The 25527-nt window shown below is 60.1% G+C and carries 23 protein-coding genes; 10 read left to right on the top strand and 13 right to left on the bottom strand.

The genetic code is table 11. The annotated features are described in order from the left end of the window. Nucleotides 1–110: 110 nt before the first annotated feature. The 6 genes from ldtR (at nt 111) to GGD53_RS02090 (ending at nt 6304) form a co-directional block, all read left to right on the top strand. Nucleotides 111–626 carry a transcriptional regulator LdtR gene (gene ldtR / locus GGD53_RS02115; RefSeq protein WP_004673822.1) on the top strand — a complete coding sequence of 172 codons (516 nt, stop codon included), beginning with the start codon at nt 111–113 and terminating at the stop codon, nt 624–626. A gap of 437 nt (nt 627–1063) precedes the next feature. Further along, a complete protein-coding gene (locus GGD53_RS02110; RefSeq protein ID WP_184453099.1) occupies nt 1064–2365 on the top strand; it encodes a L,D-transpeptidase family protein in 1302 nt (433 codons plus the stop codon). A gap of 211 nt (nt 2366–2576) precedes the next feature. Continuing rightward, nucleotides 2577–3875 carry a serine hydroxymethyltransferase gene (glyA, locus tag GGD53_RS02105; protein WP_184453098.1) on the top strand — a complete coding sequence of 433 codons (1299 nt, stop codon included), beginning with the start codon at nt 2577–2579 and terminating at the stop codon, nt 3873–3875. Between the two features lie 9 nt (nt 3876–3884). Further along, a complete protein-coding gene (gene nrdR / locus GGD53_RS02100) occupies nt 3885–4361 on the top strand; it encodes a transcriptional regulator NrdR (protein ID WP_003547190.1) in 477 nt (158 codons plus the stop codon). Between the two features lie 3 nt (nt 4362–4364). After that, nucleotides 4365–5675 carry a bifunctional diaminohydroxyphosphoribosylaminopyrimidine deaminase/5-amino-6-(5-phosphoribosylamino)uracil reductase RibD gene (gene ribD / locus GGD53_RS02095; protein WP_184453097.1) on the top strand — a complete coding sequence of 437 codons (1311 nt, stop codon included), beginning with the start codon at nt 4365–4367 and terminating at the stop codon, nt 5673–5675. Next, the gene (locus GGD53_RS02090; protein WP_184453096.1) at nt 5675–6304 is read left to right on the top strand and encodes a riboflavin synthase; all 630 of its coding nucleotides are present in this window, start codon (nt 5675–5677) and stop codon (nt 6302–6304) included. The genes ribD and GGD53_RS02090 overlap by 1 nt, the downstream gene beginning before the upstream one ends. Nucleotides 6305–6389: 85 nt before the next feature. On the opposite strand, the gene rfbA is transcribed toward GGD53_RS02090, so the two are convergent. Genes rfbA through GGD53_RS02065 form a run of 5 tightly spaced genes read right to left on the bottom strand, consistent with a single transcriptional unit; the run spans nt 6390 to nt 11785 of the window. Beyond that, nucleotides 6390–7259, bottom strand: coding sequence for a glucose-1-phosphate thymidylyltransferase RfbA (gene rfbA / locus GGD53_RS02085; protein WP_184453095.1), 870 nt, complete (start codon nt 7257–7259; stop codon nt 6390–6392). A gap of 10 nt (nt 7260–7269) precedes the next feature. Continuing rightward, entirely contained in the window at nt 7270–8157 is an 888-nt protein-coding gene (gene rfbD / locus GGD53_RS02080; protein ID WP_184453094.1) for a dTDP-4-dehydrorhamnose reductase, read from the bottom strand. Nucleotides 8158–8160: 3 nt separating this feature from the next. Next, the gene (gene rfbB / locus GGD53_RS02075; RefSeq protein ID WP_184453093.1) at nt 8161–9216 is read right to left on the bottom strand and encodes a dTDP-glucose 4,6-dehydratase; all 1056 of its coding nucleotides are present in this window, start codon (nt 9214–9216) and stop codon (nt 8161–8163) included. A gap of 6 nt (nt 9217–9222) precedes the next feature. Further along, nucleotides 9223–9801 carry a dTDP-4-dehydrorhamnose 3,5-epimerase gene (gene rfbC, locus GGD53_RS02070; RefSeq protein WP_184453092.1) on the bottom strand — a complete coding sequence of 193 codons (579 nt, stop codon included), beginning with the start codon at nt 9799–9801 and terminating at the stop codon, nt 9223–9225. After that, entirely contained in the window at nt 9791–11785 is a 1995-nt protein-coding gene (locus GGD53_RS02065; protein WP_184453091.1) for a glycosyltransferase family 1 protein, read from the bottom strand. The genes rfbC and GGD53_RS02065 overlap by 11 nt, the downstream gene beginning before the upstream one ends. Before the next feature lie 190 nt (nt 11786–11975). Here GGD53_RS02065 and GGD53_RS02060 point away from each other — a divergent pair, with 190 nt between their 5' ends. Continuing rightward, nucleotides 11976–13085, top strand: coding sequence for a DegT/DnrJ/EryC1/StrS family aminotransferase (locus GGD53_RS02060; protein WP_184453090.1), 1110 nt, complete (start codon nt 11976–11978; stop codon nt 13083–13085). A gap of 217 nt (nt 13086–13302) precedes the next feature. Here the strand turns inward: GGD53_RS02060 and GGD53_RS02055 are convergent, their stop codons facing one another. From GGD53_RS02055 to GGD53_RS02025, 7 genes are all read right to left on the bottom strand, one after another. After that, nucleotides 13303–14517, bottom strand: coding sequence for a Gfo/Idh/MocA family protein (locus GGD53_RS02055; protein ID WP_184453089.1), 1215 nt, complete (start codon nt 14515–14517; stop codon nt 13303–13305). Next, on the bottom strand, nt 14514–15695 hold the full coding sequence (locus tag GGD53_RS02050) for an ATP-grasp domain-containing protein (protein ID WP_184453088.1): 1182 nt from the start codon (nt 15693–15695) through the stop codon (nt 14514–14516). The genes GGD53_RS02055 and GGD53_RS02050 overlap by 4 nt, the downstream gene beginning before the upstream one ends. A 205-nt stretch (nt 15696–15900) precedes the next feature. Continuing rightward, complete coding sequence (locus GGD53_RS02045) at nt 15901–18249, bottom strand: glycosyltransferase (RefSeq protein ID WP_246717694.1); 2349 nt, start codon at nt 18247–18249, stop codon at nt 15901–15903. A 136-nt stretch (nt 18250–18385) separates the two neighbouring features. Beyond that, nucleotides 18386–19282, bottom strand: coding sequence for a glycosyltransferase family 2 protein (locus tag GGD53_RS02040; protein ID WP_184453086.1), 897 nt, complete (start codon nt 19280–19282; stop codon nt 18386–18388). A gap of 284 nt (nt 19283–19566) precedes the next feature. Beyond that, the gene (locus GGD53_RS02035; RefSeq protein WP_184453085.1) at nt 19567–20082 is read right to left on the bottom strand and encodes a GNAT family N-acetyltransferase; all 516 of its coding nucleotides are present in this window, start codon (nt 20080–20082) and stop codon (nt 19567–19569) included. Nucleotides 20083–20106: 24 nt separating this feature from the next. Next, nucleotides 20107–20610: a cupin domain-containing protein gene (locus tag GGD53_RS02030; protein WP_184453084.1), complete on the bottom strand. Its 504-nt coding sequence runs from the start codon at nt 20608–20610 to the stop codon at nt 20107–20109. Between the two features lie 169 nt (nt 20611–20779). Then, complete coding sequence (locus tag GGD53_RS02025; RefSeq protein ID WP_184453082.1) at nt 20780–21139, bottom strand: hypothetical protein; 360 nt, start codon at nt 21137–21139, stop codon at nt 20780–20782. Between the two features lie 345 nt (nt 21140–21484). On the opposite strand from GGD53_RS02025, the gene GGD53_RS02020 reads away from it, so the two are divergent. From GGD53_RS02020 to GGD53_RS02010, 3 genes are all read left to right on the top strand, one after another. Then, nucleotides 21485–21940 (top strand): 6,7-dimethyl-8-ribityllumazine synthase, encoded by a 456-nt coding sequence (locus GGD53_RS02020; protein ID WP_184453080.1) that lies wholly within the window; start codon nt 21485–21487, stop codon nt 21938–21940. 3 nt (nt 21941–21943) lie between these two features. After that, complete coding sequence (gene nusB, locus GGD53_RS02015; protein ID WP_064706868.1) at nt 21944–22426, top strand: transcription antitermination factor NusB; 483 nt, start codon at nt 21944–21946, stop codon at nt 22424–22426. 197 nt (nt 22427–22623) lie between these two features. After that, nucleotides 22624–24762: a sodium-translocating pyrophosphatase gene (locus GGD53_RS02010; RefSeq protein ID WP_184453078.1), complete on the top strand. Its 2139-nt coding sequence runs from the start codon at nt 22624–22626 to the stop codon at nt 24760–24762. 101 nt (nt 24763–24863) lie between these two features. Here the strand turns inward: GGD53_RS02010 and GGD53_RS02005 are convergent, their stop codons facing one another. Then, complete coding sequence (locus GGD53_RS02005) at nt 24864–25397, bottom strand: outer membrane protein assembly factor BamE (protein WP_184453076.1); 534 nt, start codon at nt 25395–25397, stop codon at nt 24864–24866. Nucleotides 25398–25527 lie beyond the last annotated feature (130 nt).

Below are 25527 nucleotides of genomic sequence, written 5' to 3'. Positions count from 1 at the left end.
TAAGGCTCCATTAAGCCTGCGGTTTAAGTCGAATTTTATATGTATTCGATAGGGTCTCACTCAAGGCGGGAAGAAAACGACACCGCCAAACAAACAGTGAGGCAGTCAATATGAACACGAAAATCAAGCCGCAGGCGGTATCCAACTTCCGTGACCAGCAGGATCAGGGCATCCGTGATCTTTACATGGAATCCCTTCATCTTGTCGAACGTCTTCATCGCCGTCTTCTCGACGTCATCAAGGACGAGTTCGACCGTCAGGGTCGCAGCGACGTCAACGCCATCCAGGCGCTGCTCCTTTTCAACATCGGCAATTCCGAGCTGACTGCCGGCGAGCTGCGCTCGCGGGGTTATTATCTCGGCTCCAACGTTTCCTACAATGTCAAGAAGCTGGTCGATCTCGGCTTTATCAACCACCAGCGCTCCCGCATCGACCGCCGCTCGGTTCGCATCAGCCTGACCGAAACCGGCCAGGACATCGCCGAAACGGTCGCCAAGCTCTACGAACGCCACATCGCCTCGATCGACAAGGTCGGCGGCATCGGCACCGACGAGTTCACCCAGATGAACAAGCTGCTCCAGCGGCTCGACCGCTTCTGGAACGACTCGATCATGTATCGCCTCTAAGACCCTCGACCTCCTTTCAGGGTTGAAGAAAACCGGATGCGTTCCCTGCGCGTCCGGTTTTGCCGTTTGCGCGCCGCGTGGCATCTTTGCAACGCATGGCAGGCAAGCGTAAGGGCCGGTATTCAAGCCGTTTTTTAGCCGTTATTAACCGGCACGATTTACCTCGTCACATGGTTCATTGCGTGATGACTCGGCCATAGGCAGCTATCTGCGGTCTAGGCAACACGAATTGGCCATATTGGTGTGGCAGCGGAAGTTAGCAACCGGCGCTTTCAATGAACCAGGAACATTCAGGCTTTCGCATCGCAATCTTGTGATGCGGTGGGCAGGATTTTCCGACGTGCCGGGAGAACGAATGGATAGGGATCTGCGTTGAAAACGCAGTGATATCGCAAAGCGCCGCGCTTCCTTGCATGCGGCATTCAGTGGTTGGGACTATGTCGAAGAAAAACGGAAATGAAGCTCTCTCGCGCCGCGCCTTCCTTGCGTCCGCGGCAACGGTTGGCGCCAGCGCGATGGCCGCGCCGGCCTTCGCGCAGTCGGCGCTCGATACGCTGATCAACGCGCCGCGCCGCGGCAACTGGGACGACCAGTTCGATGCGAAGGCGGCTTCGCGCACGGCGACCGCCGTCGTTTCCAACACGCCGATCCTCGGTCCCCAGTCGGTCGCGAGTGCCCAGCAGGCGATCATGCAGTATCAGCAGATTGCGGCCGCCGGCGGCTGGCCTGAAGTCAATCCCGGTGATCAGCGCCTGCAGCTCGGCGTTTCCTCTCCCGCCGTCCAGGCGCTGCGCCAGCGCCTTGCGATCACCGGCGACCTGCCGCGCGAAGCAGGCATGTCGAACGCCTTCGATTCCTATGTCGACGGTGCCGTCAAGCGCTTCCAGGCGCGTCACGGCCTGCCGTCCGACGGCGTTCTCGGCGAATTCACGCTGAAGGCGATGAACATTCCGGCCGATGTCCGCCTGCAGCAGTTGAACACCAACCTGGTCCGCCTGCAGACCTTCCCGGAAGATCTTGGCCGCCGCCATCTGATGGTCAACATTCCGGCCGCCTATGTCGAGGCTGTCGAAGACGGCAGCGTTGCGACGCGCCACACCGCGGTCGTCGGCCGTCTCAGCCGGCCGACGCATCTCGTCAATTCGAAGATCTACGAAGTCATCCTCAACCCCTACTGGACCGCACCGCGCTCGATCGTCGAAAAGGACATCATGCCGCTGATGCGCAAGGATCCGACCTATCTCGAAAAGAACGCGATCCGCTTGATCGACGGCAAGGGCAACGAGGTTTCTCCGGAGACTGTCGACTGGAACGGCGAGGCGCCGAACCTGATGTTCCGCCAGGACCCGGGCAAGATCAACGCCATGGCGTCGACGAAGATCAACTTCTACAACAAGAACGGCGAGTACATGCACGACACGCCGCAGCAGGGCCTATTCAACAAGCTCATGCGTTTTGAATCGTCGGGCTGCGTCCGCGTTCAGAACGTGCGCGACCTGTCGACCTGGCTGCTGCGCGAGACGCCGGGCTGGAACCGCCAGCAGATGGAGCAGGTGATCGCAAGCGGCGTCAACACGCCGATCAAGCTCGCCACCGAAGTTCCGGTCTATTTCGTCTACATCTCCGCCTGGGGCATGCCCGACGGCATCGTCCAGTTCCGCGACGACATCTATCAGATGGATGGCAATGCCGAGCTCGCGCTCGACACCACGGCCGGCATGGAACAGCCGGTTCAGTAAGCGGCGACCTCAGCATCGTGATTTTGAGAACCGCGCCTCGGGGGCGCGGTTTTTTATGCCGGGCAGGGCGCTGCGTCATGCGGCCGCCATTCATCGCGCTGTCGCAAAATGGCCGGAGCGCGCGCTTTGCTCAGCAAATGTCGTTCTTCGTATTGCCCTTGCCACGGCGGAAGGCTAATACCTCAGCGCATTCCAGTTGAGGAGCCCGCCCATGACCAATGCTTCCACCGAATCCTTCTTCAATCGCTCGCTTGCGGACGTCGATCCGGAAATCTTCAGCGCGATCGGAAAGGAACTCGGTCGCCAACGGCACGAGATCGAACTGATCGCTTCCGAGAACATCGTCTCCCGCGCCGTGCTGGAAGCCCAGGGCTCCATCATGACCAACAAATATGCCGAGGGTTACCCCGGCAAGCGCTATTACGGCGGCTGCCAGTTCGTCGATATCGCCGAGGAGCTGGCGATCGAGCGCGCCAAGAAGCTGTTCGGCGTCAATTTCGCTAACGTTCAGCCGAATTCCGGCTCGCAGATGAACCAGGCCGTGTTCCTGGCGCTGCTGCAGCCGGGTGACACCTTCATGGGCCTTGACCTGAATTCGGGCGGCCACCTCACGCATGGTTCGCCGGTCAACATGTCCGGCAAGTGGTTCAACGTCGTTTCCTACGGCGTGCGCGAAGGCGACAACCTGCTCGATATGGATGAAGTCGCCCGCAAGGCCGAAGAGCACAAGCCGAAGCTGATCATCGCCGGCGGCACCGCCTATTCCCGCATCTGGGACTGGAAGCGCTTCCGCGAGATCGCCGACAGCGTCGGCGCCTATTTGATGGTCGACATGGCTCACATCGCCGGCCTCGTCGCCGGTGGCCAGCATCCGTCGCCGTTCCCGCATTGCCATGTCGCGACGACGACGACCCACAAGTCTCTGCGCGGCCCGCGCGGCGGCGTCATCCTCACCAATGAAGAGGATCTCGCCAAGAAGTTCAATTCGGCCGTCTTCCCGGGCCTGCAGGGCGGTCCGCTGATGCACATCATCGCTGCCAAGGCGGTCGCCTTCGGCGAGGCGCTGCAGCCGGAATTCAAGGAATACGCCGCTCAGATCGTCAAGAACGCCCGGGCGCTGGCCGAAACGCTGATCGCAGGCGGCCTCGACGTCGTCTCCGGCGGCACCGACAACCACCTGATGCTCGTCGACCTGCGCAAAAAGAACGCCACCGGCAAGCGCGCCGAGGCAGCGCTCGGCCGTGCCTACATCACCTGCAACAAGAACGGCATCCCCTTCGACCCGGAAAAGCCTTTCGTTACGTCAGGCGTGCGTTTGGGCGCACCGGCCGGCACGACGCGCGGCTTCAAGGAGGCCGAATTCCGCGAGATCGGCAATTTGATCGTCGAGGTTCTCGACGGCCTGAAGGTTGCCAATTCCGATGACGGCAACGCCGCCGTTGAAGCCGCCGTGCGCGGCAAGGTGGTCAACCTCACAGACCGCTTCCCAATGTATGACTACATGGGATAAGGAGTAGCGATGCGCTGCCCCTATTGCGGTTCGGAAGATACCCAGGTCAAGGATTCGCGTCCGGCGGAGGACAACACGTCCATCCGCCGGCGGCGTATCTGTCCGGATTGCGGCGGCCGTTTCACTACCTTCGAGCGGGTGCAACTGCGCGAGCTGATGGTGATTAAGAAGACCGGCCGCAAGGTTCCGTTCGATCGCGACAAACTGGTGCGCTCCTTCGAAGTGGCGCTGCGCAAGCGCCCCGTTGAGCGGGATCGCATCGAGCGTGCTGTTTCCGGCATCGTCCGCCGGCTCGAAAGCTCCGGCGAAACCGAGATCTCCTCCGAGCAGATCGGCCTGCAGGTGCTTGAAGCGATGAAGAGCCTCGACGATGTCGGCTTCGTGCGCTACGCCTCGGTCTACCGGGATTTCTCGCTTGCCGAGGATTTCGAGAAGGTCATTTCCGAAATCAACGCCAAGATCGCCCGCGACCCGCTGGATAGATGAGCCATGAGCGTCACGGCGGATGACGAAGGTTTCATGGCGGCTGCGATCCGCCTGTCGCGTCAGCATCTCGGCCGCACCGCCACCAACCCTTCTGTCGGCTGCTTGATCGTTCGTGATGGCGTCGTCGTCGGCAGTGCGGTCACGGCGCTCGGCGGCCGCCCGCATGCCGAGCCGCAGGCGCTCGCCGAAGCCGGCGAACGTGCCCGCGGCGCTACCGCCTATGTGACGCTCGAACCCTGCTCGCATCACGGCAAGACGCCACCCTGCGCCGAGGCGCTGATCGCCTATGGCGTGGCCCGCGTCGTCATCAGCGTCACCGATCCCGATCTGCGCGTCTCCGGCCGCGGCATCGCCATGCTGCGCCAGGCCGGCATCGAGGTGGATGCCGGCGTATTGGAGACGGAGGGCCGGCGTTCGCTGGCCGCCTATCTCACCCGCCAGACGAAGAACCGCCCCTATGTGACTCTCAAACTTGCCGTTTCCGCCGATGGCATGATCGGCCGCGAGGGGGCCGGGCAGGTGGCGATCACCGGTCCGCAGGCCCGCGTCGAGGTGCAGGCGCTGCGCGCCGAAACCGACGCGATCCTGGTCGGCATCGGCACGGCGATATCGGATGACCCGCTGCTGACGGTGCGGACCCCAGGGCTCGAAGCCCAGTCGCCGATCCGTATCGTCCTTGATCCGTCTCTCGCGTTGCCGCTGACGAGTAAGCTGGTTCAGACGGCGCGGGAGGTGCCGGTCATCGTGGTGGCGAGCGAGGAAGTTTCGCCGTTGGCGGCGGATGCTGAGGGATTACCCCCCTCTGCCCTGCCGGACATCTCCCCCACAGAGGGGGAGATCGGCAAGGAGCGCGATCTGACGTCCCAAGCAGATTCATCATCACCAGCAACAGAAGATGTAGGGCAGGGAGCTACCCCCCAGCCAATCTCTCCCCTTGTGGGGGAGATGCCCGGCAGGGCAGAAGGGGGTGCTCTGCCCACCGACCCCGCCGACATAAATTCCCGCCGCGCTGCGCTCGAAGCCGCCGGTGTCGAAATCGTCTACTGCAATCCCTATCATCCCGAGGTCTTGCTGCCGGCGCTTGCCACGCGCGGCATTTCCTCGCTTCTGGTCGAGGGCGGCGCAAAAACCGCGCGGCTTTTCCTCGACGCCGGCCTTGTCGACCGCATCCAGCTTTACCAGTCGCCTGTCGTCATCGGTAAGGGCGGTATTGAATCCCCGTTGCAGGCAACCGACATACCATCCGGTTTCATGCATATGAGCACGCGAATGTTTGGCGACGATCGCCTGGACGAATACGAAAGAGGGCTTTGATGTTCACCGGAATAGTCACCGACGTCGGCACAGTTGAAGCCGTTTCCCCCCTGAAGGAGGGCATCAAGCTGCGCGTCGGGACCACTTATGATCCCTCTACCATCGATATGGGCGCGTCAATCTCCCATTCCGGCATCTGCCTCACCGTGACCGGCCTGCCTGATGAAGGCAGCAATGGCCGCTGGTTCGAGGTGGAAGCTTGGGAAGAAGCGCTGCGGTTGACGACGATCGGCACCTGGCGGGAAGGCAGCCGCATCAACCTCGAACGGTCGCTGAAGATCGGCGATGAACTCGGCGGCCACATCGTTTCCGGACATGTCGACGGCAAGGCGGAAATCCTCTCGGTGACATCGGAGGGTGACGCCACCCGCTATCGCCTGCGTGCGCCCGAACATCTGGCGAAATTCGTCGCCCCCAAGGGGTCGATCGCACTCGACGGCACTTCGCTGACCGTCAACGCGGTCGACGGCTGCGATTTCGACGTCCTACTCATCCGCCATACGCTCGAGGTCACCACCTGGGGCGAGCGCAAGGCCGGCGATTTCGTCAATTTCGAAGTCGACACCATGGCGCGTTACGCTGCCCGGCTGGCGGAATTCCCGAGCGCGCAAGGAGCAGGAAACCTCTGATGCATACGGGTGAACGCATAACTCCGACCATTTTCGGTGTTATGTGCGGTTTGAAAGGGACAGCGCGTCTGGCCGGCCGGATAGTTCACCAATCCGGGGACAGCTTCCTCAGATACTGGCCGTAGGCGCTCTTGCCGAGCTTCTCCGCGAGCCTGGCGAGTTCGGCCTGCGAGATGTAACCCATGCGCCAGGCGACTTCCTCGGGACAGGCGATCTTGAAGCCCTGGCGTTTCTCGAGCGTGCTGACGAAACCCGCGGCATCGTGCAGGCTGTCCGGCGTGCCGGTGTCGAGCCAGGCATAGCCCCGGCCCATCAACTCCACGAAAAGCTGGCCGCGCTCGAGATAGGTGCGGTTGACATCGGTGATTTCCAATTCGCCGCGCGGTGACGGCTTCAGGTTGGCAGCGATATCGACCACCTGCTGGTCGTAGAAATAGAGGCCGGTCACCGCCCAGTTCGATTTTGGCTCCTTCGGCTTCTCCTCGATCGACAGCGCATTCATCTTTTCGTCGAAGCCGACGACGCCATAACGTTCCGGATCGGTGACGTGATAGGCGAAGACTGTCGCGCCTTCGCGACGACTCGTGCCGGATTTCATGATTTCCGGCAGGCCATGCCCGTAGAAGATGTTGTCGCCGAGAACGAGTGCCGAGCTGTCGCCGTGCACGAAGTCGGCGCCGATGATGAACGCCTGGGCGAGGCCGTCCGGGCTCGACTGTACGGCATAGGTCAGCGAAATTCCCCATTGCGAGCCATCGCCGAGAAGGCGCTTGAAAGCTTCGACGTCGTGAGGCGTGGTGATGATCAGCAACTCTCTGATGCCAGCGAGCATGAGCGTCGTCAGCGGATAGTAGATCATCGGTTTGTCGTAGACCGGCATCAACTGTTTCGAGACGGCCTCTGTGATCGGATGCAGACGTGTGCCTGTGCCGCCGGCGAGAATAATTCCCTTCATGCCCATCTCCTTAAAGACCTTTATTCAAAAGGTCTTGCATGACCACCATCATGGACTGCTTCCACTCCGGGAGCCGGATTCCATATATTCTGGCGAGCTTGTCGCCGTTGAGACGCGAATTGGCGGGACGCTTCGCCGGTGTCGGATAATCCGCCGTCGGGATGCGTTCGACCTCGACCTTTTTGCCGCCGGATTTAAGAAGCTCCGCGAATATCTCTTCAGCGAAGTCCGCCCAGCTTGCTTCGCCGCTGCCGGTCAGGTGAAAGGTGCCGCGCAGCGATGGCGCAGGATCCGCTACGATGCGGGCTGCGATCGCAAGAACCGCGTCGGCGATGTCGAGTGCCGAGGTCGGGCATCCTGTCTGATCGGCGACAACGCGAAGATGATCGCGCGTCTCGGAAAGCCGCAGCATCGTTTTCAGGAAATTGCTGCCAAAGGGCGAATAGACCCAGGCGGTGCGCAAGATGACGTGGTTCGGGTTCACCGCCGCGACGGCTTTCTCGCCCGCGAGCTTCGAACGCCCATAGACCGAGATCGGCGCCGTCGCATCCTCTTCGGAATAAGCGGAAGCCTTGTCGCCGCTGAAAACGTAGTCGGTCGAAATATGGATGACCGGAGCCCCGATCCGCGCGGCAGCCTCGGCAACCGCCCCGGCGCCTGCCGCGTTGACGGAAAACGCAAGCTCGGCTTCGCTTTCGGCTTTGTCGACCGCCGTATAGGCGGCGGCCGAGACGATTACATCCGGGCGCAGAGCCGAGAAGGCGGCTGCAATGCTTGTGGGATCCGCGAGGTTCATTTCCGGGCGCCCGACCGCACTGATTTCGACGCCCGTTTCGGCGCCACGTCTGAGCAGCGACTGAACGAGCTGGCCCTGTTTGCCGGTGACGGCAATGCGCATCGCTTATTGTCCCTTGAAAACGCCGAGGCGTTCGCCGGAGTAGACGTTTTCGCGCAGCGGCCTCCACCACCATTCGTTTTCCAAGTACCAGTGCACCGTCTTCTCGATACCGGTTTCGAAAGTCTCTTGCGCCTTCCAGCCGAGTTCGCTTTCGAGCTTCGAGGCATCGATCGCATAGCGTGCGTCGTGGCCGGGGCGGTCCGTGACGTTGGTGATCAAACGCGCATGCGGTGCCTTGTCACTGTAGACGCCGTCGAGAATAGCGCAGATGCGATGAACGACATCGATGTTCCTGCGTTCATTGCGGCCGCCTACATTGTATTTTTCGCCGGGGCGCCCTCTGGATGCGATCGCAAAGAGCGCGCGGGCGTGGTCTTCGACATAGAGCCAGTCGCGAACATTCGCGCCATTGCCGTAAACCGGAAGAGGCTTGCCCTCTAATGCGTTCAGGATCATCAGCGGAATGAGCTTTTCCGGGAAATGGAACGGGCCGTAATTGTTGGAGCAATTGGAGACGACGACGGGCAGGCCGTAGGTGCGGTGCCAGGCGATCGCCAGATGGTCGCTCGCGGCTTTGGAGGCGGAGTAGGGCGATGATGGATCATAAGGCGTCGTCTCCTCGAAGAGGCCCTGGTCGCCGAGCGAGCCGTACACCTCGTCCGTCGACACATGCAGAAAGCGGAAGGCACTCTTGCTGCGCGCGTCAAGCCCATCCCAATAGTGCCGTGCGGCATCCAGCAGGCTGAATGTGCCGAGGATATTGGTCTGAATGAAATCGGCAGCGCCGGAGATCGAGCGGTCGACATGGCTCTCTGCGGCGAGATGCATGACGATATCAGGGCGGAAGGATGCGAATGCTTCCTGCATGCTGGCGTGATCGCAGATGTCGGCGCGCAGGAATTGATAGTTCGGCGCCGATTCGACGGATTTCAGCGATGCCAGATTGCCGGCATAGGTCAGCGCGTCGACATTCAGCACCTCGGCGCCGATCTCGCTGACAAGATGGCGCACCAATGCCGATCCGATGAAGCCCGCTCCGCCCGTGACCAGTATGCGCATCGACGATCAATCCTTGGGTTGCTGTGCTGAATAGGAAAAATGGCTTGGCAGATCGGCGAGCCGCGGCAGCGTCTTATCTTTGTCGGACGACACCATCTCTCTCTCATCGAACGGCCAGCGAATGCCGATCATCGGATCGTTCCACGCGATGCCCCGATCATGCTGCGGGCTGTAGGGTGCGGTGACCTTGTAGCTGATGACGCTGTTCGGCTCGATCGTTACGAATCCGTGTGCGAAACCGGCGGGTATCCAGAGCTGCTTGCCGGTTTCCGGCGAGAGTTCCTGAGAGAGCCATTTGCCGAAACTCGGCGATCCCTCCCGGATATCGACGACGACATCCATGATACGACCGGCAAGGCAGCGCACCAGCTTGCCCTGGGCAAAGGGCGGGATCTGGAAATGCAGCCCTCGGACGGTTCCAGCCTGCGCCGAAAGCGACTCATTGTCCTGGATGAACATGACGTCCGCCACATTTTCCCGGAACCAGGCATCCTTGAATACCTCGGAGAAGTAGCCGCGGTGATCGCCGAAGCGTGGCGGCGTGATTGCAACAATGCCCTCGATGGCCGCGGTCTCAGTGCGCATGACTTACCTTTTCTGCGGCCTTCATGACGCTCATCAGCATGTCCGCCTGCGAGCGGCTCCGCATGGCCGCAAGGCCGGCCGCGGCAATGGCATCGCGCTCGTCTGCATCTGCGATCAGCTTGGAGCAGCGCTCGATCATGTCGTCATAGCGCTCAATTGCCAAGCCGCCGATGAAGGGCTGGAGGTCTGGATCGCGGCTATCGCCTTCCGTCAGTACGCAAACGCGATTGGCGAGCAGATAGGAAATACGCACGATCTCGAAGACGCCGCTCGCATAATGATGAATGTTTATGACGATCTTGGCGCGGGCAATCGCCGCATCACGTTCCGCACCATAGATGTTGAAGAGGTGCGCGACCTTGAGCCCGCTGTCCTTCAGCGTCTTCAGGATATGGTGGCGGCGTTCGTTCATCGAGCCGTAGAAGAGGACGTCGATATCCTTCACGGGGTTGTGCTGAATCTGGCTCAGGCAACCGCTGTAACCGATTTCGAGGACACCGGCGTGATCGATACCCTTGGCGGCAAGGTTTTCGCGGTTGCGCGGGCTGTAGTCGAGCACCGGCATTGCCCTCAGGATCGACGTATAGCGCGAATTGATCCAGCTGCTTTCTTCGGACACCTGCTCGAGGTTGATGATGACGCTGTCCTTCGGCAGATGGCCGACGATTTCCGCGGGGAGAAGATTGCCGCCGTAGATGATCGGCGCACGGCCGGCGAATGCGTTCATGTCGCGGACGATCGGTGCCGAGCCACCGAGTTCCTCGAACGCGCCTTGCAGCCCGAGCGCGACTTCATCGAAGGCGTGGCTGTGATTGTAGTTTTCGGGCGTCACGATCCAGATGCAATGACGGTCCTTGTGTGCCTGCCACCCGCCGGCAAAGGGCTGCAGCGGATCGCGGAGCGGCTCATCGATTTTCGGCGCGGCTGGTATAGCAGACCTTTCCGTCCGCACCGGCTGCTGCGGCATCGGGGAGGCGCCTGAGGCCTGCGGAGCATAGGCGCGCATCAATTCGCGGCCGCCGATGAATTGGCCGCGCGGCATCCAGCCCGGCGGATCATCAGCCATCCAGATCAGATGCGGCTGCTTGATAAGCGGCTGGCGGCCTTCCTGCCACGAGGTCAGCAGAGCCTCGTCACGGCTCTTCAGAAAGGCTTCCTTGGCGGCAAAGAGGCCATGCAGCATCCGGCCGAGGCGGGTGCCGAACTTCCATTCGAAATCGACAAGAGCCGGTACGAAGGCGGCGATTTTCAATCCGGAGGCGGCAGCCTGTTGGACATAAAGCCCGAGCAGGCGCTCGATCACGAAGGGGCGCATCTTCGCATTGGCATCGCGCGAATAGTGTGCCGTACCGGCATAGGCAGTACCCGCCGGCGTGCCGGCGCGCGCTTGGTGTTCCAGCGATTCGAGAATGCGCTCGCAAAAAGCGAAATACCCGGACCAGAATTTCCGGTTGCCGCAGAAATAGTTGCAGAACGCGAAGGCAGTCTTGTCCTGCGGCGGCGCGATCGGATAGCCGAGGTCTTGGATGTGCAGGAAGATCGGGTCCATACCGGGATGACCGCCAAGCAGCGAATGTTCCCAGACGTTGCTGTAAATCGCCGCGTGGCCGATCAGCGGATTGTAAAGATAGGCATCCGCACCGTCTGCCCTGGCCTTTTCCGCCTCTGCGACAAAGGACGGGAAGCTCGTTACCGACTTCATCTCGAATTTGCTGGAGAGCAGCCCCCAGAATACGTCATCGCCGAGGCCGATCGCCTCGTGATGCTGATGCAGGGTGCGGAAGAGTTCATATTCGCGGGTCGTGGCCTGCGTATTGAACGAGATATCGAGCGGCATGGCCGCTGCGTCGATCTGGCTGCGCTGCGAAGGGTCGAGATAAGGCTGATAGATAATGACAGATCCCGTCCCGGCAGCTTTCTCCGTGAGAAGCGCCAGATCAGGAAGACCGGCCGGCAAAGAAGAAATGGGCTGATTGATCGTCAAGGTATCGTCCTTCGCGAATGGCTGCCGTCTTCGTGATTCACGGTACGGCATTCGTATGGGTGTCGACTATTGGACGTGAAGCTTGCGCCACACTGTTGGCGGGGATTTCGCTGGTCAGCCTGGCAACAGGTTAAGCCCTGATGTTCGTACCAGGCCAATTGAGTGCTAGTGCCCAACTCTGGACGGCGTCATGAAAAACGAAAAGATCTATGTAACGAAGCCCAGCCTGCCGCCGCTCGAAGAATTCATTCCTTCGCTGGAAGCGATCTGGAACAATCGCATCCTGACCAATGGCGGACCATTCCACGAGCAGCTGGAGCAGGAGCTCTGCAGCCATCTCGGCGTGAAGCACATCAGCCTGTTTTCCAACGCCACCGTTGCATTGCTGACGGCGCTTCAGGCGCTCCGCGTCACGGGCGAAGTCATCACCACGCCTTATTCCTTCGTGGCCACTTCGCATTCGCTTCTCTGGAACGGCTTAAAGCCCGTCTTCGTCGACATCGACCCTGTGACGCTCAATCTCGATCCAGCGAAGATCGAGGCGGCGATCACACAGCAGACGACGGCGATCATGCCGGTGCATTGCTACGGCCACCCTTGCGACGTCGATGCGATCCAGAAGATCGCCGATCTCTACAATCTGAAGGTCATCTATGATGCCGCGCATGCCTTCGGCGTGGAGGACGAACGGGGAAGTGTTCTCAATCACGGCGACCTTTCCATCCTGAGCTTCCATGCGACGAAAGTTTTCAACACATTCGAAGGCGGGGCCATCATCTGCCCGGATGTCAAGACGAAGACCCGCATCGACCAGCTGAAGAACTTCGGTTACGTCGATGAAGTGACAGTGGTGGCGCCAGGCACGAACGGTAAGATGAGCGAGTTCAACGCTGCGCTCGGCCTGTTGCAGCTGAAATACATCAAGTTTGCACTCGAAAGGCGTGAGCTCATCGACAGTGCATACCGCGAGCGGCTCCGCGGCGTTGCGGGCATTGAATGCCTGGACCGTTCCGGTGAGACCGTCTCCAACTTCTCTTATTTCCCGATCCTCGTCCGCCCTGGCTATCCCATTTCACGCGACGGGCTCTACGAGCTACTGAAGGAAAACGGCATTCATCCGCGCCGCTATTTCTATCCGCTGATTTCAAGCTTCTCGATGTATCGCAGCCTGCCTTCCGCCCAGCCGTCGAACCTGCCGGTCGCCAGCGAAGCAGCACTACAGGTGCTCTGCCTTCCCATCTATCCGGACATGGAGATGGAGATCGTCGACAAGGTCTGTGAGCTGATCGAGTCGGTTTAAAAACACGATATTCCGGATGTCATACCGCATCGCAGATGGAAACGATCTGCGGTGCGATATCGTGCGCCAACAGGTGGCCTACCTTGTCAGCAGATTTTGAAGCGCGGACTCTGCCTGCAAAACAAGAAATCGCATAACCGCGCATTGCAGGCGGCTATCCATACGAAAGCGGCGTGACCATCGACCACGCCGCTTTCTTTATCCTGTAGAGGATAGATTAGAGTGCCAGTTGCGGAGCCTGGATTTCGAGCCGCTCTGTCACAGCGCGCCGTACGCCCCGCGGCTCAATCTCGATCCAGCGCTTTTCAAGCCGCGAGCATTCGATCGCTTCCAGCAGCCGCAGTCCTTCTTCCGCCTCATCGAGCCCGAGAACATAGGGATGGGGCAAGCGTGCGCTATTGGTCTTGCGTTGCAGCAGGGCGTCCGCAAGGTCGGCATAATAATTCGCGAAGGCTTCGATGAAGCCCGAAGGATGACCTGCCTTGAACCGCTCATAGCGGCTAGCGTTGGCGATCATGATATCCGGGCTGGCGCGATCGAGGATCTGCTTGCGGCCGTTGCGGTCGTAGAAATGGGCAATCTCGGGGGTTTCCTGAAGCCATTCGACTGATGCCTTGGAGCCATAGAGCCGCACACGCAGGCCGTTGCGTTGCCCGAGCGCTGTCTTGCCGTACCACATGCTGCAATGCAGGCCGCCGGCGCAGCGCACGAGCGCCTGCACATTGTCGAGCACCTGCGGGAAGTTGCCGAAGCTCTGGCTGGTCGCGCAGACTTCCTCCGGCTCCCGCTGTGTAAGAAAATGAAGCAACGAGTGCACATGAACGCCGAGATCCAGCGAAACCGTCGGCACGGGACCGTCGCGCAAGCGCCAATCCTGTGGCGTCATCGGCGTCCCGTCACGGCGGAAACGGAGGAAGCTCTCCTGCGGCATCTCAATATGGATCTGCTGCAATTCGCCGAAAACACCATGCTCGACCATGCCGCGGATTTCGCGGAGCATGGGGTATCCCGTGTAATTGTAGGTTACGGCCAAAAAGGTCCCGTTACTGCGCGCATTGTCGATCATGCGGGTCTCGGCGCTCGAACCGGCAAGGGCTTTTTCCGAGATCACCGGAATACCCGCCTCGAGTGCGGCGACAACCTGATTCGTATGCTGCTGCGTCGGCGTAAGCACGACGAGAGCATCGATGTTGCCGGATTCTTTCGATAGCAAGCTATCGAAGTCGCCATGGCAGCGCTCCGGCAAAATGCGGTACTGTTCCGCTGTCTCGCGATTGATCTCCTGGTGGCGGCTGAAGCAGCCGGCGACAAGATCGAATTTCTGATCAAGTTCGATTGCATCGCGATGAGCGCGACCCACAGCAGAATTGACGGCGCCGCCCAGAAAGCCGAGGCGCAGCTTTTCCGGTACTCCCTGGCTTGATCGGCTCATGCGAGGTCTCCTTGCATCGTTTGGAGCGAAATGAACGTTTTGAAATCCGGAGCCACCTTCAGCATCTCGCCTTGCGTCTCGAAACGGGCGTAGAGGATGGCGAGCTTGTCGAGCGGTGCCGATTTCATCGGCTTGCCGGTGGTCTTGAGCTGTGCGATGCGGACATCGGATGATGGAATGGAATGTGAGAAGGAAAACGGCGTCGAGGGAGTGTCGGAGGTGATGGTGTGGCGCCCAAAAAACAGCGGCGGATTGAAGCGCGGATTGACAGAAAATTCCTCGCCCAGCAGCAGCGTTATGACGAGGTCGGCATAATCGATGCCGAGAGACTGATCGACAAGTGAGCCGTAAAGATCACCCGGGCAGCGCCGCATGCATTCGACGATCCAGACATCGTCGCCATTCGACAGGAACTGCGTATGGATGAGGCCGTCCTGCAGTCCGAGCAGCTTGACGACACGCGCCATAATGGCACGCGTCTTCGAACGGACAGTTTCGGAGAGCCGCGACGGATGATTCGATGAATCGACCTGGTATGGGTAGACTGTGCAATATTCGTCGACGAAGACGTCGAAGATGATTTCCTGGTCCTTGATGAAGGCGGAATGGCTGTGCAGGCTGCCTTCGACGAATTCCTCGATAACGATCTCCGCCGCGCGCGAGTTGCGCCGGGCGTCGGCGACGGCGTCGGTAAGTTCTGTCCTGTCGAAAACCTTCGTGACACCACGACCGCTGAAACTGTCGCTTGGCTTCACCAGCAGCGGGTAGCGCAGTGCGCCGGTCTCGACCGGCGAGTCGCCGTGCAGGCGCACCGAATGTGGGGCAGGGATATCGTACTGCTCGGTGAAGCTGCGGAACGCCTGCTTCGTGTGAATGATGGTCGCGGTTTCCATCGAATCGAAGCGCGGGAATCCGAGCTTTTCGGCGACGAAGGTGGTCGACATATAGGCAACGTCGTTGCCGGTCGGCACGATGAAATCGAAATCGCCGTTCTCGACGAGGGAGAGCAGCACGGTCGGATCGCTGTAGTCGATGAGATGCGACTGATCCGCATGCGCGTGGCAGGGCTCATCCGGCCGGTTTCCGCACACGGAAATATGCAGGCCGCGCCTTTTCAGGGCGAATAGAAGGGGAACTGCGCTGAAGTTGCTGCCGACCAGCAATGCTCTCTTGGTCATTCTCAAATCCCTCCCACATCCCCTGACGAGTCAGGGGCGTTGCGCATCAACCGCTGGAGCAGCAGATTGACAGCTCTCTTCCATCCGCTTCCGGTGTTCAGAGACGCGAAAACGGATGCGGTGATCAAATCATAGGCCGCGGGCGTTTCCCGAGGCTTGCTGAGCGAGGCGGTGGACTTCCCATCGCTTCGATCAGAGTTCAGCGCTACAGGATGACTTTCTGCAGAATGCGTTGGGGGCTTATGCCGAGGGCCTCAATTTGATCGTAAATTTCCGGTGCGCTTTGCACGGCGCCGATCATGATCGGCAGGTCATCCGACAGCGCCGAATGAGGAGCGCGCACTTCAATGCCGCCGAGCCTCTGGCCGATCATTTCGGGGCGCGGATCGATGAAATAAGCGATCTTGCTCGTTTTAAAGAACTGCGACTTGCGGCGAATGATCTGAGCCTGTCCGCCGATGCCCCAAACCACAACGCCCTCAGGATGGACCGGCTCGAATGCCGTTTCCAGCACCGAAGATTCCAGCTTGGATTTCAGCAATTCCAGGGTATCCGGCGTAACCGTCAAGATCCGCTGCCAGACGAGATCGTCGAGGAAAATGAGGCGCGCGCCGCGAACTCTCAGCAGATGGTGAAGCTCTACGATGGACACTAACTGGTCATCGGTCACGCGATCGGTTTTGAAATCGCAGCTGATTTGGAAGTTGCAATCGGTCAGGCCATTCTCGACGATCAGGTCGGCATATTGCCGGAGTTCGTCCGAGGAGCTGTTTTCCGGCAAGAGAATATATTTTATGACGACGTTGCGCGAAGAGCAGGCAGCATAGCGGCGGAGGTTTTCGAAGACCCGCGCGAAATGTTTGTACTTGCGGATCTCATTGAAATTATTGCTGTTTCCGGCGTCGATGCTGGTAACGATATGGGCTTGGTCCTTCCTGAGAAGGTCCGCAAGGGGCTCCGAATACATCGTCGCGTTGGTGATGACGCGCTGCTTAACATTGGAAATGCCCTCAGCCAGCTTGCTGAGAAGCTCGTCGAAGCGCGGCTCGACCGTTGGTTCGCCGCCGCCCCAGACGATATATTCCATGTTCTCGAGGGCCTTCGCATCCTTTAATGTGTCGATAAATGCACCCGCATCATAAGCGGGCTTCTTGCCGCCAAAATACGTCTCGCTGCAATAGGTGCAGCGCATGTTGCAAAGCGAGTGATGCTCGAAGGAAAGATACTTGACGCCCTGATTGAGCGGCCGGCCCCAATCCTCGAATTTCAAGAAGGGACAACCGCGGCATTCATCCGAGTTGTCTCGGTTGATCTCGAGGAACAGGGCATCCTTTGCCTGCTTGATATCGCTGTAGGTGAACTCGAAATCCTTGCCGTTACCGCCAAAAAGAACCACATCGCCTTTCAGCTCGCCTTCATAGGTGAAGCGCTTGCAGCAGGTGCGCACCTCGCCGGGCCCGAGCAGAATGGAATGATGAAGGTCGTAGCAGCTCCAGAGCTTCGGCGCGATCTCCGCGAAGGCTTTCAGCATATCCTCGGTCGTATCGCCTTTTTCCATGCCGTTCATAAAGGCATCGAAGGTGATCCGGTATTTGGTGCGGAAGCCGGATGGTTGAACCGGCAGGGGATAGGCGAGCTCGGCAAGCTTCATTGAGCGCACGACACGGCCGTGAAGCGTGGAGAGGATCTTGCCGGCATCCTCGAGCTTGACCACCTTGCCGGGCAGCAGCCTGAGCAGGCGAGACGCGGTCACGTTGATGATGCCTGTCAGGAAAGGATTTTTCAGGTCAGGCCACATCGGCGTGTCCGCCACGAGCGCATGCATGGCATCGAGCGCATCGAAGAAGCCGTCGACATGACGGGTGCTGAGCGAATTGACGATTGAGCCCTGTGTATCGAGTTTGCGGTAGATCTGCCTGTCGAGACTCTTGATCGAACGCGCGCGCATCAGCGCGTGAAACATGTAATCGACGTCCTCGTGAAGGCCGCCGCGGAACATAATGTTATTGTCGAGGAGGAAACGGCGGCGGAACAGATGGAAGATGACTGATCGATCAACGCGATCCTGAAGATAATCCGCCAGCCTGTCGGCGCCCTCGACTCGGGCGAGATCCTCGCGGATGCTGGCTTTCAGGCTATTGCCGGTTTCTGCGTCATAAAGGCTGGAGTTGAACGCGAGGATATCCGTGAGGTCTTCGACGGATGCCTGAAGCATCTCTAGAAAGTTGTTCTCCACGACGTCGTCGGCATCGACAAAGCAAATCCATTCGCCTTTTGCTCTGAGTACCCCTGCATTCCTTGCGATGCCGGGTCCGCCGTTGCTGTCGAGGCGCAGGACACTAACGTTATTGTGCCCACGAGCTATCTCTTCGGCTTTAGCGATTGTGTCGTCCGCCGAGCAATCGTCGACGACAATAATTTCAAATGCCGTCTTCCCCTGCTGATTTAAGAGGCTCCGCAGGCATCGCTCGATGACGTTTGATGCGTTGTAGGCGGGGACGATGACCGAAAAAGACGCCTGCACGATCTGCTCGCGTCCGCCGAAACCCGCCATTGTAGCATCCATCAACTGCATCATTTGAAACCCTCTGCCTGCATGGTCGCGCCATGTCGACCATCAATTAAATCGTGAGAATTGTGCGAAACGTGCGGGTACACCGAAGCTCCCTGGGAGCGAGTGGCCCAAACCGCTACGCGCTCCATCGCCCGGCATCATCAAGCAGCGCACTCAGGCGAGCGATCCTCGCATCGAGCTCCGGAAAGGCGGCGCGCCAGTACTGGTAGACATTGATCAGATTGCGATAGGAGACCGGCAAATCCTGCGGGCCGAGGAATCCGTTGGCGTGCGCATAGTTCAGAATGTCTTCGTAAAAGATGATGGCGTAGATGAAGATCGGGTTCGTGGTGTGGTTTGATTTGGAATTGGAATGCTGCCGGAAATAGGAAAGCGGGTGCGGATGGGCGACGAACGCGCCTTCCTTGGCGAGCTCCATCCAGCCTGAAAGATCAAGAAGGCCGCGGAAGACGCCGTTTTCGGGCCTGAAAAGCCGGAACTCGCCATTCTCGTCAAAGCAGTCCGCCTTACGCATCATCACGGTCGAATATTCGCCGATAAGGTTGAGGTGATGCATCGCTGTCAAGCGGATGAAATCCCGGCCTTCAATGATCTTCAAACCCTGAGCAACCTGGAAATGGTTGATTAGATTGATGAAGTTGTTCCTCTCGTCGATCACGTGCCGCGGTGAAAAGGCAAGTTTCGTCCCTCTGCCGCGCGTCGCCTCCAGCGCTTCGAGAAGAAACTGCACGCAGAAAGGGCTAAGCACGTCGTCATCGAACAGAAATTTGATGTATTCGCCCTCAGCGAGACCGGCGAGCCTCATGATATTGGTGTATTCGCCAGGGTGGGGATTGCGGCTATAAGTAATGAGGCTGGAATACCGTGAACAGATAGCCTCGATGGCGTCCGTCGGGCAATCGTCCGAGACGATGATTTCGACATCCGTATAGCTTTGCGCGATTGCGCTCTTCAGGGCGAGTTCAAAGAAGTCAGGCTTGTAGGCCGGTATACAGATCGACACGCGCGGCAAATGTTTCTCCCCTTGAAACGCTTCTCTCCAGCCTCAGCCGGCGAGAGCGGTGATCGCCTCGCCGAAGGACCGAAGCAGACCGCTTGCCATGACCATAGAACTCGGGCGTTACGCGAGGCTTGCGCAGAAGAGGCAGCAAAATCACGCCGCGGATCTCGCCCGATAGACAAATGATTGCTGGAGAAAGGTGGCACGCTCTCGGGCATTCGCAACTCTGCGTTCCGCGAGCATCGGGCCTGTGCGGTGGACGACTCTGCGCTTAGTTGCCCGCGGGAGGGAATTCCCTAACGCGAAAACTGAATGATCTCGCCGTTGTATTGCGTGCGCGTGGTCTCGCGGAAACCGAGTTTGGCTGCGACCCGCAGCGAGGCGTGGTTCTCGGGACTGATGATGCAGCTCATCGGCTTTCCCGGAAAATGCGCTTCCGCCCAGCCGATCAGAACGGTCAGCGCCTCTGTGGCATAACCGCGGCCGTGGGCTGCGGGCATCAGCGCCCAGCCGATCTCCATCGTTCCTTCGATCGACGGTTCCATATCGCGCCGGGCTTCGAGGAAACCAGCTTCGCCAATGAACCTGCCGCTTTCCCTTTCCACGATCGCCAGAAAGCCGAAGCCCATATGGTGCCACATGCCGGCCCAGCGCAACATGCGGTTCCAGCTCTGCTCGCGCGTCGACGGCGCGCCGGTAATGAAGCGAACGACGTTTTCGTCCGCCCATAGCGCCGCATGCGCCTCGAAATCGGCGAGGCGGTGAGGGCGAAGCGTCAGCCGCTCCGTTTCCAAGGTGGGTATGTCGATCACGATGAATCCTTGTGTAAGTCGTGTTCAGGCGCCGGGCTCGCCGTCCCAATAGTCGAGATCGCCTTCGGTCCTTCCGACATGGCGGAAGCGCCCGGTTTCTGTCGCGTCCCTGTTGGTCTTGGCAAGGAACTTTCCGGAATCGGGATATTCGACGATCTCAGTTTTCGCCATCGTCGAAATGCCGAGATAGACGAGCGTGGCTGTGCCGGTATTGATAAGCTGATGCGCCGTTTCCGGCCCGCCCGCAGGTGCGCCGAGCACGTCGCCCGCCCGGACCGGATGGCGCTCGCTGCCGAAACGGTATTCGCCGGTGCCTGCGATCACGTAGAACAGCTCGTCTTCGACGTGGTGATTGTGGAAGGGGCAGCTCGATTTGCCCGATGGCACCTCATTGTAGCTGATGCCGAGGTCCGCAAGACCGAGCAGCGCGCCGAACGAGACGTCGGCGCCTTCGTAGAACGCGCCCTGTTTCCAGTGGTCGAGCTTGAGATCAGCGATATTGATGACTGCTTTCGATTCCGCCGCCATGATGTCCTCCTGTTGCAGGAAGAGAAGCTATCATCTTGCCGGAAAATTCAATGGCGATCGCGCGCTGACCCGGGAAAATCCTCGGCATGGGCGGAGAGGAGAACGCCGCCCATGCTTCGAGCGCCGCGCTTCGGATGGATGCGCCGGACGCTCTGTTGTTGTCGTGACCTCAGCGGACGTAGAAGGTCACGCTTCCGTCCGCCGCCTGTTCGGCATTGACGATGTTGCGGACATCGACGCCCTCATTGTTCAGACGGTGGGCAAGCGATCTGTTGGCATCGATCGAGGCCTGGATGCCGCGTATGGCCTGGCCGGAGCGTTCCGGGGCCGAGCGCGGACCTGTCGTCTCGTCGTCGAGATTGTGCCAGTTGCGGACCTGCTCGACATTGAAGTCATTGCCCCGGAAGGTCCTGAGCGTCTGCTCTATGCCCTGCGCGGAGTTCATTCCGAAGCTCTCGGCCCGGCTGACGCCGGCAAATGCGAGGGAGGAGAGGGCTGCGGCGATGGTGATTGTGACAACGCGGTTCATGATTTAATCCTTTCATCTGCTTTGACGGTCGGCTGTCGTGCAGGGGATCGTCTGCGTCACGAGATGGAATTGGCGCTGCCGCTTTCGCGATTCAATGGGTTAAGTGACTGAAAACGCATTAAAAATTCTTCATGAAAACGGCCTTCGAATTGCCGTTTTCCGCGCTTCCGGAAAAGCGGATTTCGAGGGCGTGGCCGGCTCGGCAAGGATGGTGCGGTTATCCCTTTGTCGATATTTCCTCTTTCGCAGTTGCGGCACCGGCCGAAAGTGCTTGCCATTCCGATGAAGGCATGTTTTGACCGCGGGCTGTCGAGTGGAAAAAGTGCCGCCAACCGAAGGTAAACAATGTCGAGAGAGACCGCTCCCCATATTTTGATCGTCGAGGCCCGCTTCTATGACGACATGGCCGACGCACTGCTCGAAGGCGCGACCTTTGCCCTCGAGCAAGCCGGCGCCACCTATGAGGTCGTCACCGTTCCCGGCGCGTTGGAAATTCCGGCAGCGATTGCCATGGCGCTCGATGGGGACGACAATGGCGGCACGCATTATGACGGCTATGTCGCTCTCGGCATGGTCATTCGCGGCGAGACCTATCATTTCGATATCGTATCGAACGAATCCTCGCGCGCTCTGATGGATCTAGCGGTCAGCGAATCCCTTGCCATCGGCAACGGCATTCTGACCGTGGAAAATGGCGAACAGGCTTGGGCGCGCGCCCGCCGTTCGGACAAGGACAAGGGCGGGTTTGCCGCTCGTGCGGCGCTGACGATGATCGCGCTGAAGCAGAAACTGGGTGCATAACGAATGAACGACGACAAGACGGAACGGCCGGTCAAGACTGCGAACCAGCGGGGCGCTGCCCGCCTGGCGGCCGTTCAGGCGCTTTATCAGATGGATGTCGGTGGCACCGGCGTTCTGGAAATCGTCGCCGAATACGAGGCGCACCGCCTCGGCCAGGAACTCGACGGCGCGACCTATCTGAAGGCCGATGCCGCCTGGTTCCGCTCCATCGTCTCCGGCGTCGTGCGTGATCAGGTCCGTCTCGATCCGCTGATTGCTGCAGCGCTGCAGGATGATTGGGCGCTGTCGCGCCTCGATAGCACGGTGCGCGCCATCCTGCGTGCCGGCGTTTTCGAACTCCTCGATCGCAAAGACGTACCGGTGGCGGTCATCGTCACCGAATATGTCGAGATCGCTCGAGCCTTTTTCGATGACGACGAGCCGAAGCTCGTCAATGCCGTGCTCGACCGCATCGCCAAGCAGGTCCGCGGTGAGGCGAAGAAGTAACTCTTTATCCGCCGAACAATCTCCCTACGTCTTTCTTCGTACCGCAATGGTTTTCGGCCTTTGCGGGCTTGACGCCACGTGATCGACCACGCAATCTCCGCACCGCTTAGCTGTGCATTTCTGTGGAGAGGAAGGCGAGTCGGCGGCGTATCTGCCGGAGAAGGAGTGAGCTCCGGCCTATGGGAGGAAAGAGCGAAATGACCATTCTTTTGTGCGTAATCGCATGCGGTCTGCTCTCGGTGGTCTATGCCGCCTGGGCAACCCGGTCGGTGCTTGCCGCTGATCAGGGCAATAGCCGCATGCAGGAGATCGCGGGCTATATCCGCGAGGGCGCCCAAGCCTACCTGACACGTCAGTATAGAACCATTGCGCTTGTCGGCGTCGTTGTTTTCATCGCAGCCTGGCTGCTTCTCTCCGCCACCGCCGCCATCGGTTTCCTGATCGGCGCCGTACTGTCCGGTGCTGCCGGTTTCATCGGCATGCACGTCTCCGTCCGCGCCAACGTGCGCACCGCCCAGGCGGCGTCCGCCAGCCTTTCCGCCGGCCTCGACATCGCCTTCAAGTCTGGCGCGATCACCGGCATGCTGGTGGCGGGCCTCGCGCTGCTCGGTGTCTCCATCTATTATACGATATTGACCGTCGGGCTCGGACATGAGACCGGCTCGCGCGAAGTCATCGACGCGCTGGTGGCGCTCGGCTTCGGCGCCTCGCTGATCTCGATCTTCGCCCGTCTCGGCGGCGGCATCTTCACCAAAGGCGCCGATGTCGGCGGTGACCTCGTCGGCAAGGTGGAGGCCGGTATCCCCGAAGACGATCCGCGCAACCCGGCGACGATCGCCGATAATGTCGGCGACAATGTCGGCGACTGCGCCGGCATGGCCGCCGACCTTTTCGAGACCTATGCGGTCTCCGTTGTCGCCACCATGGTCCTCGCAGCGATCTTCTTTGCCGGCGCGCCGATCCTCCAGTCTGCGATGATCTATCCGCTGGCGATCTGCGGCGCCTGCATCATCACCTCGATCATCGGCACCTTCTTCGTCAAGCTCGGCTCGAACGGCTCGATCATGGGTGCGCTGTACAAGGGTCTCATCGTTACCGGCCTGCTGTCGATTGTCGGCCTCGGCGCCGCCACCTCGCTGACCGTCGGCTGGGGCTCGCTTGGCACGGTCGCCGGCGCCGACGTCACCGGTACGAACCTCTTCGTCTGCGGTCTCGTCGGCCTCGTCGTCACCGCCTTGATCGTAGTTATCACCGAATATTATACCGGCACCGGCAAACGCCCCGTCGTTTCGATCGCCCAGTCTTCGGTGACCGGTCACGGCACCAACGTCATCCAGGGTCTTGCGGTCTCGCTGGAATCGACCGCCCTGCCGGCCATCGTCATCGTCGGCGGCATTCTCGCCACCTATCAGCTCGGCGGCCTCTTCGGCACCGGCATCGCCGTCACCGCCATGCTCGGTCTTGCCGGCATGATCGTTGCGCTGGATGCTTTCGGCCCAGTTACCGACAATGCCGGCGGCATCGCCGAAATGTCGCATCTGCCGCCGGAAGTGCGCAAGTCGACTGACGCGCTCGACGCCGTCGGCAACACCACCAAAGCGGTCACCAAGGGTTACGCGATCGGTTCTGCCGGTCTCGGCGCGCTGGTGCTCTTTGCCGCCTACGCCAACGACCTGCAATATTTTGCGGCCCACGGCGACCAATATCCCTACTTCGCCAATATCGGCACGATCTCCTTCGAGTTGTCGAACCCTTACGTCGTCGCGGGCCTGCTTTTCGGCGGCCTGATTCCCTATCTATTCGGCGGCATCGCCATGACAGCCGTCGGCCGCGCCGCCGGTTCGATCGTCGAGGAGGTTCGCCGGCAGTTCAAGATGAAGCCCGGTATCATGCAGGGCACGGAAAAGCCGGATTACGGCAAGGCCGTCGACCTGCTGACCAAGGCCGCCATCCGCGAGATGATCGTACCTTCGCTGCTGCCGGTGCTTGCCCCCATCGTCGTCTATTTCGGCGTGCTTCTGATCTCCGGCTCCAAGGCCTCGGCCTTTGCCGCCCTCGGCGCATCGCTGCTCGGCGTCATCATCAACGGCCTCTTCGTCGCCATCTCGATGACCTCGGGCGGGGGCGCCTGGGACAATGCCAAGAAGAGCTTCGAGGATGGTTTCGTCGACAAGGACGGCGTGCGTCACATGAAGGGCTCGGATGCGCACAAGGCCTCCGTCACCGGTGATACCGTCGGCGATCCCTACAAAGATACCGCCGGCCCCGCCGTCAACCCGGCGATCAAGATCACCAACATCGTCGCGCTGCTGTTGCTCGCCGTTCTCGCGGGTTGATGCAGATCGCAAAAGCGCCGCGGGCCGCCGCGGCGCCAAAATGCGCCCATTGAAAACCCGCCGGATCGCTCCGGCGGGTTTTTCGTTGAAGGCATGTCCGATCAGCGCAGGCTGCTCGGATTCTGCGGTGTGCCGCCGGCGCCGCCGCCGAACAGGCTTCGGGCAGCACTTGCTGCGCTGCCGCCGGAGAGCATCTGCTGCAGGAAGGTGAGTTCCTTGCCGCCGGTCGGCGTGACCCGCGCGATGGTATCGAAGACCTTGCCGTCCTGGAGTGTGTAGTTGGCGCGGCGGGTGACGACGCCGTCCTTGTCGAAATAGATGGCCAGAACGGTCTGGTCGACGACCTTCAGCTTCTGGAAGGCGACGGCGCGCGTGCGCCGCTGCGAAATATAATAGAAGACCTCGCCGTCGAAGGTCGCCGTCGTCGATGGCGTGCCGAGCGAAAGCAGGACCTGTTCGCGGCTGGAACCTTCCGGAACGAGATTGAGCGACTGCTGATCGACGACATAGCCGCCGTTGAGCACGGTGCCGGTCTGGCAGCCTGAAAGAGCTGATGTGGAGGCGATTATGAAGGCAATGGCCGCGCTGCTGAAGAGTTTCATGTCAGCCTTGAAATACCGTTTCTTCAACGACATCTACTCCCTTGGGTGTCGATAGCAGCCATTTTGGGCCTTGCACGCTTTCCTCCTGCAAAACCATTGTGGCCATTCCGGGTCGAGTTTCCCGAATTCGCTTCGAAGGCGTCGTCCCGAAGCTGGCCACGAA

Origin of the sequence: Rhizobium aethiopicum (genome assembly GCF_014197535.1) — a bacterium.
Lineage (GTDB): Bacteria > Pseudomonadota > Alphaproteobacteria > Rhizobiales > Rhizobiaceae > Rhizobium > Rhizobium aethiopicum_A.
This window is presented reverse-complemented; position numbering and strand designations above follow the sequence as displayed.